General features: G+C 66.7%; 13 protein-coding genes. 9 read left to right on the top strand and 4 right to left on the bottom strand.

The genetic code is table 11. From position 1 onward, the window contains the following. Positions 1-1320 carry a preprotein translocase subunit SecY gene (secY, locus tag ACHQ4I_RS32925; protein WP_420775780.1) on the bottom strand — a complete coding sequence of 440 codons (1320 nt, stop codon included), beginning with the start codon at positions 1318-1320 and terminating at the stop codon, positions 1-3. A gap of 182 nt (positions 1321-1502) precedes the next feature. Between secY and ACHQ4I_RS32920 the strand changes: the two genes are divergently transcribed. The 5 genes from ACHQ4I_RS32920 (at position 1503) to ACHQ4I_RS32900 (ending at position 5981) form a co-directional block, all read left to right on the top strand. Continuing rightward, positions 1503-2519 carry an NADP-dependent oxidoreductase gene (locus tag ACHQ4I_RS32920; protein ID WP_420775779.1) on the top strand — a complete coding sequence of 339 codons (1017 nt, stop codon included), beginning with the start codon at positions 1503-1505 and terminating at the stop codon, positions 2517-2519. A gap of 2 nt (positions 2520-2521) precedes the next feature. Next, positions 2522-2962 (top strand): MerR family transcriptional regulator, encoded by a 441-nt coding sequence (locus ACHQ4I_RS32915; RefSeq protein ID WP_420776073.1) that lies wholly within the window; start codon positions 2522-2524, stop codon positions 2960-2962. 76 nt (positions 2963-3038) lie between these two features. Next, on the top strand, positions 3039-4475 hold the full coding sequence (locus ACHQ4I_RS32910; protein ID WP_420775778.1) for an amidase: 1437 nt from the start codon (positions 3039-3041) through the stop codon (positions 4473-4475). Next, positions 4472-4639: a hypothetical protein gene (locus ACHQ4I_RS32905; RefSeq protein WP_420775777.1), complete on the top strand. Its 168-nt coding sequence runs from the start codon at positions 4472-4474 to the stop codon at positions 4637-4639. The genes ACHQ4I_RS32910 and ACHQ4I_RS32905 overlap by 4 nt, the downstream gene beginning before the upstream one ends. A 106-nt stretch (positions 4640-4745) precedes the next feature. Continuing rightward, positions 4746-5981 carry a cytochrome P450 gene (locus ACHQ4I_RS32900; RefSeq protein WP_420775776.1) on the top strand — a complete coding sequence of 412 codons (1236 nt, stop codon included), beginning with the start codon at positions 4746-4748 and terminating at the stop codon, positions 5979-5981. A gap of 4 nt (positions 5982-5985) precedes the next feature. Here the strand turns inward: ACHQ4I_RS32900 and ACHQ4I_RS32895 are convergent, their stop codons facing one another. Further along, positions 5986-6873 (bottom strand): LysR family transcriptional regulator ArgP, encoded by an 888-nt coding sequence (locus tag ACHQ4I_RS32895; protein ID WP_420775775.1) that lies wholly within the window; start codon positions 6871-6873, stop codon positions 5986-5988. A 73-nt stretch (positions 6874-6946) separates the two neighbouring features. Between ACHQ4I_RS32895 and ACHQ4I_RS32890 the strand changes: the two genes are divergently transcribed. Further along, a complete protein-coding gene (locus ACHQ4I_RS32890; protein ID WP_420775774.1) occupies positions 6947-7570 on the top strand; it encodes a LysE/ArgO family amino acid transporter in 624 nt (207 codons plus the stop codon). A gap of 260 nt (positions 7571-7830) precedes the next feature. Here ACHQ4I_RS32890 and ACHQ4I_RS32885 read toward each other — a convergent pair whose 3' ends face one another. Both ACHQ4I_RS32885 and ACHQ4I_RS32880 read right to left on the bottom strand, forming a co-directional pair. Continuing rightward, positions 7831-8487 (bottom strand): response regulator, encoded by a 657-nt coding sequence (locus ACHQ4I_RS32885; RefSeq protein WP_420775773.1) that lies wholly within the window; start codon positions 8485-8487, stop codon positions 7831-7833. Continuing rightward, the gene (locus ACHQ4I_RS32880; protein ID WP_420775772.1) at positions 8484-9602 is read right to left on the bottom strand and encodes a sensor histidine kinase; all 1119 of its coding nucleotides are present in this window, start codon (positions 9600-9602) and stop codon (positions 8484-8486) included. Before ACHQ4I_RS32880 ends, ACHQ4I_RS32885 begins: the two co-directional genes overlap by 4 nt. Positions 9603-9782: 180 nt before the next feature. On the opposite strand from ACHQ4I_RS32880, the gene ACHQ4I_RS32875 reads away from it, so the two are divergent. The 3 genes from ACHQ4I_RS32875 to ACHQ4I_RS32865 all read left to right on the top strand — a co-directional run bounded on the left by ACHQ4I_RS32875 (position 9783) and on the right by ACHQ4I_RS32865 (position 12238). Further along, on the top strand, positions 9783-10508 hold the full coding sequence (locus tag ACHQ4I_RS32875; protein WP_420775771.1) for a hypothetical protein: 726 nt from the start codon (positions 9783-9785) through the stop codon (positions 10506-10508). A 21-nt stretch (positions 10509-10529) separates the two neighbouring features. Further along, positions 10530-11261 (top strand): hemerythrin domain-containing protein, encoded by a 732-nt coding sequence (locus ACHQ4I_RS32870; RefSeq protein ID WP_420775770.1) that lies wholly within the window; start codon positions 10530-10532, stop codon positions 11259-11261. A 149-nt stretch (positions 11262-11410) separates the two neighbouring features. Next, complete coding sequence (locus ACHQ4I_RS32865; protein WP_420775769.1) at positions 11411-12238, top strand: hypothetical protein; 828 nt, start codon at positions 11411-11413, stop codon at positions 12236-12238. Positions 12239-12249 lie beyond the last annotated feature (11 nt).

Raw genomic sequence — 12249 nt, 5'->3', positions numbered from 1 at the left:
TCAGCGCAGGAACCCGGTGTAGTTCTTGTTCATCAGTTGGCTCTCGAGTTGTTTGATCGTGTCGAGGCCGACGCTCACCACGATCAGCACCGAGGTACCGCCGAACGCGAGGTTCTGGGCTGGGCCGCCGGAGCCGAAGCGCAGCAACAGGTTCGGCAGCACAGCGACAGCACCGAGGTAGATGGAGCCGGGGAGAGTGATCCGGCTGAGGACGCGGTTCAGGTAGTCCGCGGTCGGCTTGCCCGGACGGTGGCCCGGAATGAAGCCGCCGAACTTCTTCATCTCGTCCGCGCGCTCCTCCGGATTGAAGGTGATCGCGACGTAGAAGTAGGTGAAGAACACGATCAGGGCGAAGTAGCACGCCACATAGACCGGGTTGCTCGGGTTGACCAGATACTTCTGGATCAGCTCCTGCCACTTGGCCGAGCTACCCGAACTCTTCTGGGTCAACTGCGCCAACAGGTTCGGCAGATACAGCAGCGAAGACGCGAAGATGACCGGGATGACGCCCGCCTGGTTCACCTTCAGCGGCAGGTAGGTCGAGGAGCCGCCGTACATCTTGCGGCCGACCACGCGCTTGGCGTACTGCACCGGAATCCGGCGCTGGCCCTGCTCGACGAAGATGACCGCAACGATCACGACCAGGGCGGCGACGCCCATCAGCGCGGTGGTCATCCAGCCGTGGCTGTCGTAGATCTGCTTGCCCTGCAAGGGAATGCGGGCGGCGATACCCGCGAAGATGAGCAGCGACATGCCGTTGCCGATGCCGCGCTCGGTGATCTGCTCGCCGAACCACATGACCAGGGCCGCGCCCGCGGTCATGACCAGCACGATGATGATCATGCCGAAGATCGAGGTATCGGCCAGGATGTCCTGGGGGCAGCCGCGCAACAGCTGTCTGCGTGCGGCCAGCGCCACCAGGGTCGTCGCCTGCAGGACCGCCAGCGCCATCGCGATGTACCGGGTGTACTGCGTGATTCTGGCTTGTCCGGATTGCCCCTCGCTGCGGAGCTCCTCGAATCGCGGGATCACGACGGTCAGCAGCTGGGTGATGACGCTGGCGGTGATGAAAGGCACGATGCCGATCGCGAACACCGACAGTTGCAGCATCGCGCCGCCGGAGAAGAGGTCGATCAGCTGGTAGATACCGGCCGATTCACCACTGGAGACGAGCCCGATACAGCTGCGGACGGATTTGTAATCGACGCCGGGTGAGGGAAGCGCCGCGCCGAGGCGATACAACGCGATCAGTCCCAGCGTGAACAGAATCTTCCGCCGCAAGTCCGGGGTCCGCACAGCCGGCACAAAGGCGGAAAGCACAGATCCTCCTGATGAATGTGGGTGCAGGACAGGGCGTTTGGTGCTGCCCCTGAGGCCTCCGAAGCTACGGATGTTCGCGCCCACCCACGTCGGCCGCGAGGTGTAATCCGACCTCCCCCGATGGAGGGAAAACAACGTGCGTCTTGACCTTCACGCATACGTCAATCCCTAGCGTCGCTCTCATGACTGTTACGACCCGAGCCGCACGCGCTGTCCACCTTTCCGCACGACCCGACGGGTTTCCGGAACTGTCCGACTTCCGACTGGTCGAGCAGCCGGTGCCCGATCCAGTGCCGGGGCAGGTGGTGGTGCGGAATCTGTACATGTCACTCGACCCGGGAATGCTGATGCAGATCGGTGCCTATCCGGGAATTCCCATGCCGCCGTTCACTGTTGGTGCGCCGATGTTCGGGGACGCGATCGGCGAGGTCGTGGCCTCCGCGGATCCGGCGGTGCCGGAGGGTGCGCTGGTCCTGCATCGGCTCGGGTGGCGTGAGTACGCGGTGGCCGAGGCGAGTGCGGTTCACATGGTGGATCCGGACGCGTACCCATCGCCGTCGACCTATCTCGGATTCGGGTTGGTCGCCTATGCGGGGCTCACGGCCGTGGCGGGCCTGCGCAAAGGCGATGCCGTCTTCGTTTCCAGCGCGGCAGGCGCCACCGGCGGCATGGCCGGTCAGATCGCGCGACTGCTCGGCGCGCGTCGTGTCGTCGGTAGCGCCGGATCGGCGCGGAAGGTGCGTCATGTCATCGATGAGCTCGGATTCGACGCGGCGTTCGACTACCACGACGAACCCCTGGTCGAGCAGCTGCGAGCCGTCGCACCGGACGGAATCGATGTGTATTTCGACAATGTCGGCGGCGCCCAATTGCGCGCGGCGATCGAGGTGATGAACGTGGGCGGGCGCATCGCGCTGTGCGGCGCGCTCGCCCGGCAACGTTCCGGTGGTGTGCCCGATGCGGGTCCCGGCGATGTGCTGCCGCTGATCGGCAAGCGGCTCACGCTGCGCGGATTCACCCTGCACGACCATCTGAACCTGGCGCCGGAATTCGGGCAGCGACTGCGGAGTTGGCTGGCCGACGGGCAACTCGTCTACACCGAGACCGTCATCGACGGGCTGGAGAACGCTGCACGGGTACTGCTCGATCTGGTTCGCGGCCACTACACCGGGAAGGTAGTCGTACGCCTCGCGCGTTGACCGTGCGGACGAAAGGGAACCAGATGCTGATCGGTGAACTCGCGGCACGCACCGGAACCACGACGCGCGCCCTGCGCTTCTACGAAGAGCAGGGCCTGCTCACCTGCGACCGCACCACCTCCGGGTACCGCGTCTACGACGAAGACGCGATCAAACAGGTGAACAACATCCGCGAACTGCTGGACATCGGTTTCACCATCGGCGACGTCCGCGCCTTCCTGCCCTACCTGGATCACGACCTGCCCGCCGTATTCCCCTTCGAACCGCGCTGCACCACCGGATACGCGGCCGTCGGACCGCCGCGGGTCGCCGAGCTGAACGAGCGCATCACCCGACTGACCGAGCTGCGCGATCGGCTGCTCGACCGCATGCCCTGGCTGGCGCACGACTACGGCGACGCTCCTATCCCCAACCCGCGTCAGCGGGAGCACCCGAGACTGTGAAGGGCGGGTATTCCGAATCCGCCCGCAGGGCGCATCGTCGTGGCAGGATCGGCCGTGTGCGATGGATGGGGATGCGATGACTGAAACTGATTCGACGGCAACGGTATTCACGACAATCGTGGAGGCCGCGGCGGGTCTGCGGCGGGGGCAGGTGAGTGCGGCGCGGTTGGTGGAGAACGCACTGGCGGCCGCGGATGCGCATGATGAGACGTTCGGGGTGTTTCTGGCTCGGTTCCAGGAGCAGGCTCGGGCTCGGGCCGCCGAGGTTGATCGGAAGATCGCGGCGGGGGAGCGGTTGGCCCCGCTGGATGGGATTCCGTTGGGGGTCAAGGATATTTTCGCGCATTCGGCGGGTCCGACCACGGCACAGAGCCTGGTGCTGGATCCGGCGTGGGGGAAGTCGGTGGGGGATGCCGCGGTGGTGCGGCGGCTCGAACAGGCCGGTGGGATCGTGGTCGGGAAGACCACCACGATGGAGTTCGCGATCGGGGTTCCGGATCCGGAGAAGCCGTTTCCGATACCCCGGAATCCGTGGGATGCGCAGCGGTGGGCGGGCGGATCCAGTTCCGGTTCTGCCAGTGGCCTGTTGACCGGCGCGTTTCTGGGTGCGGTCGGCACCGACACCAGCGGCAGCCTCCGAATTCCCGCGGCCTTCTGCGGAATCACCGGGTTCAAGCCGACATTCGGCCGGGTGCCCAAATCCGGTGTGGTGCCGCTGGCCTACACCCTCGATCATGCGGGGCCATTGGCTCGCACGGCGGCCGACTGCGCCTTGCTGCTACAAGTATTGGCTGGTCACGATGCCGAAGACCCCTACAGTTCGAACGAACCCGTCACCGACTACACGGCCGCGCTCACCGGTGATCTGCACGGAATCACCATCGGCGTAGACAATCTCGACCGCTTCGTCGGCGACGGACGGGATCCGCAACAGCCGCAACGGTTCTCGGCGGCCGTCGATGCCCTACGCGAAGCGGGCGCGACCATCGTCCCGATCGAGGTCCCGATGTACGTCGAGACAACGGCGACCACCTTGATCGTGCTGGCCGCCGAGTCCGCCGCCTACCACCGGCCGACCCTGCGCTCGCGCTACCAGGACTACGCCCGCGGCAGTCGCGTCGTCTTCGCCGCGGGTACCTCCGTCAGCGGCGCGGATTACGTTCAGGCCCAACGCGTTCGGCACGTCGCCCAGCGGCGGATGGCCGAGCTGTTCACCAAGGTGGACCTGGTGGTCACCCCGACCGGACACTTGGGCGCCCCGCGCATCGACGCCATGGAGCAGCTGAACCCGGTGAGCGTGCTCGCCGGATTGCATACGCCGTACTGGAATTCGCTGGGCAATCCCACCATCGCCGTCCCGATCGGGCTGACCGCAGATGGCGTTCCCTTGTCGATCTCGATCAGCGGCAAACACTTCGACGAGGCGACGGTACTGCGCGCGGGCGATGCCTACCAGCAGCGCACCGATCACCATCGCCTGACACCCGCACTGAGCCGAAAGGTATTGCCATGAGCACCGATCCGAGGTGGCCTGCCTCCGACGACGAGAACGCGGCCATCGCCATGCTGGAGCAGGTTCTGCAGGGGATGGCAGGTCTGTTGCACTCGGTCGAGGACGCCAGATACATCGATCCCAGTGGCGGCTACGTGCCGTACCGGGGAGCGCCGCCGAACTGATTCGGCATCCGTACGCCGCAGGGGTGGGGCGGTGAATTCGGCTCTACCTCCACGGTATTCGGCGTAGACACGCGTCGAATTTGTTCCACCGTTTGGAGTTGGTTTCGTGACCCACCAGTCCCCATCCTGTCCTGTTCAGCATGGCTCTCCGATCGACACCGACGGCGAACGCGCTCCGCTCTACACCCCGGAGTTCGCCGCCGATCCACACCGCGCCTATCGGGAGATGCGTCGCAAGTACGGCTCGCTGGTGCCGGTGGACCTGGCTCCCGACACACCCGCGACCCTGGTGGTCGGCTATCGCGCCGCGGTGCGGATCCTGCACGATCCCGAGCGCTTTCCGCGCGACCCACGCACCTGGCAAAAGGATATTCCGCCGGAGTGTCCCGTCCTGCCCATGATGGATTGGCGCCCAACGGTTTTGCACAGCAACGGCGCGGTGCACGCCCGATACCGGGAGGCGGTGAACGCGGCCATCGAGGCGGTCGACCTGCACGCGCTGCACACCACCGTGGCGCAGATCGCCGTTCCGCTGATCAATGCGTTCTGTGAGACCGGTTCGGCGGATTTGATCGCCCAGTACGCACTTCCGCTCGCCTTCACCGCGATCAATGCCGTCCTCGGCTGTCCACCCGAGATCGGCGGACGCACCGCGCTCGGCTTGGCCGCGATGATGGATACGGTCAATGCCGCCAAGGGAGATGAGCTCGTGCACGAGGCGTTGACCGAGCTGATAGCGCTCAAGAAGGCCGAACCCGGCGACGACATCACGACGCGACTACTACTGCACCCCCTCGGCCTCGACGATGCAGAGGTACTCGAACATGTGATGCTGCTCTACGGTGCTGGCATCGAGCCCGCCCAGAATCTGATCGCCAACTCGCTGCTGCTGATGCTCACCGACGACCGTGTCGCCGACAATTTTCTGGGCGGCAGCCTGTCGACCCGCGACGCCCTGGACGAGGTGCTCTTCACCGACCCGCCGCTGGCCAACTACTGCATCACCTATCCGCGGCAACCGATCCTGATCGACGAAACATGGCTGCCCGCACACCAGCCCGTCCTCATCAGCATGGCCGCCTGCAATAACGACCCAGAAATCCACGGCGAGCACACCGGCAACCGCTCGCACCTGGCATGGAGCGCGGGCCCGCACGCCTGCACCGCAAAGTCCATGGCGTACTTGATTGCTCAGGAGGCCATAGACCAATTGCTCGACGCACTACCGGAATTGCGACTGGCAACCCCGCCGGCCGAGCTCACCTGGCGACCGGGTCCGTTCCACCGGGCGCTGACGGCGCTGCCGGTGACATTCCCCAAATCGCCGGCGTGGAGCGGCTGAACCGTCAACGCAGCGCCTCGGCCGCGGCCGTGGCGATCGCGGCAGCGACCCCACTGAGCGCGGGAGAGTCGACTTTCCACTGCTGCCAATACAGCGGAACATCGATGTAGGAATCCCCATCGATAGGCACGAGATCACGCCCGGCCCGACCGCCGCGAGTCTGTAGATCCGGCAACATCCCCCACCCGAGTCCGATCCGAATGGCCTCCGCGAACCCCGCCGACGACGGCACATAGTGGCGCGGCGGATCGACCGGCTGCTTGCACCGACGCCGTAGCTGCCGGTCCTGCAGATCGTCCTTGCGATCGAAAAGCACCACCGGCGCGGCGGCATATGCCTTGGCCGTTGGGCCCTGCGCGAACCAGGTTCGCGCGAACCGCGGATTCGCCATGGGCCGATATCGCATCGCACCGAGCTTCTCGACCCGGCACCCCTGGACCGCGGTCGCGGTGGCGGTGATCGCCGCCATCACCGTGCCGTCGCGCAGCAGCCGGGTCGTGTGCTCCTCGTCCTCGCGATGTATCTCGAAACACACACCGGCCGGTGTGCGCCGCAGCGCGGGCATCACCCACGTTTCCAGCGAGTCGGCATTGACCGCGATCGGCAGCCGGATCGGCCGATCCGCGGGTCGATCGGCATCGCCGAGTTCGCGTGCGGTGTCACCGGCGAGCAGTTCGATCTGCCGCGCCAGCCGCAGCACCGCGAGTCCGGATTCGGTGGGGCGCACCGGTTTTGTGCGCTGCAGCAGAATGCGCCCGGCCGCGTCCTCGAGCGCCTTGATGCGCTGGCTGACCGCCGACGGCGTCACGCGCAGGCTGCGCGCGGCCGCGTCGAAGGTGCCCTCGGTGACCGCCGCGTTGAGCGCGCGAAGCTGATCCAGCTGCAGGTCCATATTTAGAGATCCTAAAGGTGCTTCAGAATCTTTAGCTGGTCTGGTGCAGCGCCTGGTTCTAGCGTCGATTTATGTGACGGCATCATCGGCGGCTCTGGCGGCCATCTCGGGACTCGGCTTCGGACTTTCCTTGATCGTGGCGATCGGCGCGCAGAATGCCTTCGTCCTGCGCCAGGGTCTGCGCGGGCAGCATGTGCTCGCGGTGGTCGCGGTCTGCACGGTGTCGGACATGGTGCTGATCGCCGCCGGAGTCGGCGGGTTGGGGGTCGTCGTCCAGTCGGCTCCGGCGGTGTTGACGGTCATCCGATACGCCGGGGCGGCCTTCTTGATCGGCTACGGGATTCTCGCGGCGCGGCGGGCCTTCTCGGCCTCGTCGCTGACCGCCGAATCGACCGGCGCTACCGTCGCACTCGGCGCGACCGTCCTCACCTGCCTGGCGCTGACCTGGCTCAATCCGCACGTGTACCTGGATACGGTGCTGCTACTCGGCTCCTTCGCCAGCACCTACACCAGCCCCGACCGCTGGTTCCTCGGCGCGGGCGCGATGGTCGCCAGCATCGTCTGGTTCACCTCGCTCGGCTACGGCGCCCGCAAACTCGGGCCGCTCTTCGCCCGCCCGAGCGCATGGCGGGTCCTGGATTCGGTGATAGCGGCGGTGATGTTCGCACTTGCGCTGGGGTTACTGCTCACCAGCTAGGAGTCTGCTGAACTTTGGTTCTCGACAGGGATCGATGTCGTGTCGCGGGAGCACCCGCGCCACCCTCGACATGCAGCGGCTCTGAAATTCGGGGTAATCGGGCTGTTCACCTGCTGGTGACGACTACTGTGCGCTCCTACAATCAGGCGCGTCGACTGACCGCGCGACACCCGATCATCGCCCCGGAAGCGGGGCACTGATCGTGGTGAGTACTGGATCGCGGCTCGGGCGATCGCCGGGCCGGTGACCACTGGCGCATCTCACACCCGACGGCGCGGTTCGAGTCCCGCGTCGCGTGCTGCCAGCACGGCCTGTGCTCGATCACGCAATTCCAGTTTGGCGAAGATGTGCCGGATATGGGTCTTCACGGTCGCCATGCTGATGAACAGTTCCTCGGCTATCTCGGTATTGGACCGCCCGGCCCCGATCAGTGCGAGAATCTCGGTCTCGCGAACGCTGAGATCGGCGAAGCCGCGCGGCAGCCGGGTGCGCGCGGGCGGACGCGCCGAGAAGTGATCCATCATTCGGGCCAGGACAACAGGGGACACCACTGGTTCGCCCGTGGCGGCGCGGCCGACGGCATCGACGAGGCCGTCTGCGGTGACGTCCTTGAGCAGGAATCCGCACGCGCCCGCGCGCAGGGCGTCGACGACATGCTGATCGTGGTCGAACGTGGTCAGTGCGATCACGCGGATGTCCGCGCCGAGTGCGACGATCCGACGTGTCGCTTCGACCCCGTCGACACCCGGCATCCGCAGATCCATCAGCACGACATCCGGTCGCAGTGCGGTCGCCGCCGCCACCGCCGCCTCGCCGTCGGCGGCCTCGCCGACCACCTCGATACCGCCCAGTTCGAGAATCGTGCGCAATCCCTGGCGCACGAGATCCTGGTCGTCGACCACCAGCACGCGGGTCATCGCGCACCCGCGCCGACATCGAACGGGATGGTGACCCTGACATCGAACCGGTCTCGATCCGCGCACACATCGAATGTGCCGCCCAGCAGCTGCGCTCGGTGCCGGATACCGGTCAGTCCCCGGCCGGGTCGCGGCTCCTCGGTTTGCGTCATGCGGTTGGTCGAATACAGGGTGACCCGATCCGGCAGCCAGTCGACGACGAGGTCGACCTGTTCCCCCGGCGCGTGCCTGCCCGCATTGGTGAGACATTCGCGCACGATGCGATTGACCGCGAAGACCGCGTTCCGGCACTCGGGCGGCGGTGTGCCGGTGACCGTGAGACTGTTCGCGATCCCGACCGCCCGGGCGTTGTCGGCCAGATTCACCAGATCCGAGTCGCCGGGCACACCCTCGTCGGGCAGCGGCGCGAGCACGTTCAGGACTTGACGGATCTGCGCCAGCGTGTGGTGCGCGGTCGAGCGGATCGCCTCCACGGGCACAACCGCTTTGGCGGGTGCGACCTTCAGCGCCGAGGCCGCCGCCTCCGCCTGAATCGCGATGAGGGTCAGTTCGTGGCCGACCACATCGTGCAGTTCGCGGGCGATGCGGGCACGTTCGGCGGCGACGGCGGCCTCCTCCGCGCGTCCGCGTTCGTATCGCAACTCTCGGGTCAACGCGCGGATCTCCGCGTTCTGGCGACGTTGATGCGCGACAATCCGGCCCGCCACCACGGGAGCGACGACGACCAGCACCGCACCGATGGTCGCCACCGGCGGTTCGGGGCCGAGCACCGTGCCGACGACCGCGACGACCGCCGCCCATGCGGTGACCGCGGGCACGGCGACACCCGGGCGGCCCCACGCCCCCAGTGCGTAGAACTGCAGAACCACCGCCACGAATCCGAGCAACGGGAAACCGTCGAGCGGGATCAGCCAGAACAGCGACGAAACCACCGCGGAGGTGATCGGGTACGTCCGACGCCAAGCCAGCGGGAGCATCGCTCCGAGGACATACACCTCGCCGACACCGCGGGCCGCTATGGGAAACAACGCGGTCTGGACCAGCCCGGTCACGACGATCGCGGCCGCGAGCGCCGCATCCTGCGGCGTGGTGCGCGATCGCTCGGCCAGGTTCATCTCAGCGAGGGTAAGCGAGCGCGGAACCGGCCGTCGTCATCCCACGGGATGAGTGCCTAACCAGCTCATGGGCCGAGCATCTTCCCGCCCGCGGGTCGATGTGCGCGGCATGTGGCAACTCCTACTCTTCGGCTGTCCGGATTCGATCCGGCTCGACTGCCGAGCACAGAGGAAAAGCCAATGCGCGCAACGTATCTCGGTCCGAAGCTGGCACCCGGTGACCATGCGGCGGCCGCGCTGCTGCGCGCCAGCGCCCGCTTCGGGCTGGCGTTCACCGCATGCCAGTTCACGGTTGTGGCGGCAATGGCGGTTTTCGTCCTGCCCAGCGCCGGATCACCCGGCGCTGCCCCGCTCGAACGCGGCACCCACGTCCTCGACGCGCAGCAGCTCTATCGGCTCGGCAACTTCGCCCTCATGGCCTCGGGAATGCTCTTGCTGGGATTCCTCGGCATGGTGCACGCGCGGCTGCGCGAAACCGACGGATCGGGAGCGCTGGCGACGGTCGCGGTGGCGTCGGGCACGCTGCTCGCGCTGGTCTGGCCGCTGGCGGGCATGCTGCACGACGTCGCGATCGAAACCGCCGCAGCCGGCGCCGACCCGCGGATTCTCGCCGGATGGGACTCGGTCGCCCCCTTCGGGCTCGCGCTGTCGGCATTGCCTCGGTTGCTGTTCGTCGGCGCGATCGTCCTGAGCCTGCGCCGCACCCGCGACCCGAGTGCGCGCGGTGGGCGCAGCACACGGTGGTTGCGCCGCGCGGGCACAGCCGTGCTCCCGCTGAGCATGGCCGGCAGCGCCACACTCGTGCACTCCGGACTGTTCCCGGTGCTGGCCATCAGCACGCTCGGCTTCGAACTGTGGGTCGGCGCCATCGCATGGCACTGGCTGCGTACCGAATCCCCCAACTGATCCCCATCTAAAGGAGAAACAATGCGCGACACCGTGATTCACCATGCCGCTCAGATCGATCTGCCGGGCCAGGCATGTGTCGCCGACGGACCGATCGACCACACCGGCATGTACGTCATGCATTTCGCGCTCCGGCGCGATATGGCCGACCTGGTCTCCGCAGCGGCGCTCACACCACCGACGGACACCGAGACATGGCGTGCGCTCGTCCGCTACTGGGCCTTGTTCGCTGACCTGCTCCATCACCATCACACCGCTGAAGACGATCACTACTGGCCGGTGCTCGCCGCGGCCGTCCAAGAGCGCGGCACCGACGCCGATCGAGCCGTCATCGCCGCCATGGAACGCGAACATTCCGAGCTCGCTCCGGCCGTCACCGAGTGCGGCACCGGGTTCGCGAATATGCTCGCCCGGCCGGATGCCGAGAATGCCGAGGTCATCCATGCACGACTGGACGCGCTCAGGCAGGTCATCGATCACCACATGGCCCATGAGGAGCGCGCGGCACTGCCCATGGTGCAGCGGATGCTGACCACGCAGTCGTATGCGCGGATCGAGCGCGCGATCGGCCGGTCGTATTCATTGCGCCTGGCGCCCACTCTCGTGCCGTGGGCATTCCATGGGCTGACCGGCTCGGCGGGCAAGGAGCTGTCGGCGAAGGCGAAACTGCCCGAGCGACTGCTCCTGCGCCTCAACCGCCGCCGCTTCGAACGTCGGCACGCGGCCGCGTTCCGGTACGTGATCGGCACCTAGGGTCCATCGCTCGCCAGCCAGGCCCGCTGTCCACGCGTTAAGCTTGCCGAAACGCTGCAACGCCGGGGGATCGGATCGCGATCAGTACGTGATTGGTTCGGCTGTGCAGGGTGGGGGTCGCCGCCCCAGGCGTGAGAGGTGGGCAGGCAGTGAATTATCCGTACGGCTTTGGGGAGCAGCCGCCGCGGCAGGATCCGGCGCCGTGGGGGCAGCCGGTGGACTATTCGGCGCAAACGAGCTGGAATCAGACCGGCTATCCGGGATATCCGGGCACGCCGATGCCGGGCCAGCCGCCGCGGCCCCCGAAGTCCAAGACCGGGGTGATCGTGGCGGCGGTGCTCGGGTTGGTGGTGCTGCTCGCCGTGGTCACCGTCGGCCTGGTCGTCCTCACCGGCCGCGATAAGGGCCGATCGCAGGCCTCCGATACCACCGCCACCGTCGTCCCGGCGACGAGTGCGCCGCGCTCGGCCACCCAAACCACCCCACGACCGACCACGACGACATCACGTCCCGGTCAGCCGTCCTCGGGCAAACTCACCTACAACGACTTCGCCGGTGACTGGAACTTCAAATTCGACAGTGTGCAACTGCACGCGGACTGGGTCGAGGGCCGCGACCACACCAGCTGCCGCGATTTCGAGGTGGACGGCAAGCTCACCGGATTGGGCTGCCAGTACGCCGCCGAACTGGTGTACCGGGCCGAGGGCGGCGGGCTGAAGATCACCCAATTCGTCATCGCCATGTCGGATGAGGGTCAAGCCTCTGCCGCGCTCGGCAAGTTCAGCGACGAGGATCTGCATCTGCGCTCGGGCACCTACATCGATCACTTCGTCACCGGAAAATGGCGCGACGGAAATCAGAAGGAGTTCGTCGTGGTCACGGTCGCCACGGCCACCGCGGCCGTCGACGTGGAGACGGTCAAGAAGTACCTCCAGTACCGGCACGCGGATACGCTCGGCGCGCTTGCGTTCCGGTAGCTGATGAACCG

It is taken from the genome of Nocardia nepalensis (genome assembly GCF_048910785.1).
GTDB lineage: Bacteria > Actinomycetota > Actinomycetes > Mycobacteriales > Mycobacteriaceae > Nocardia > Nocardia nepalensis.
This window is presented reverse-complemented; position numbering and strand designations above follow the sequence as displayed.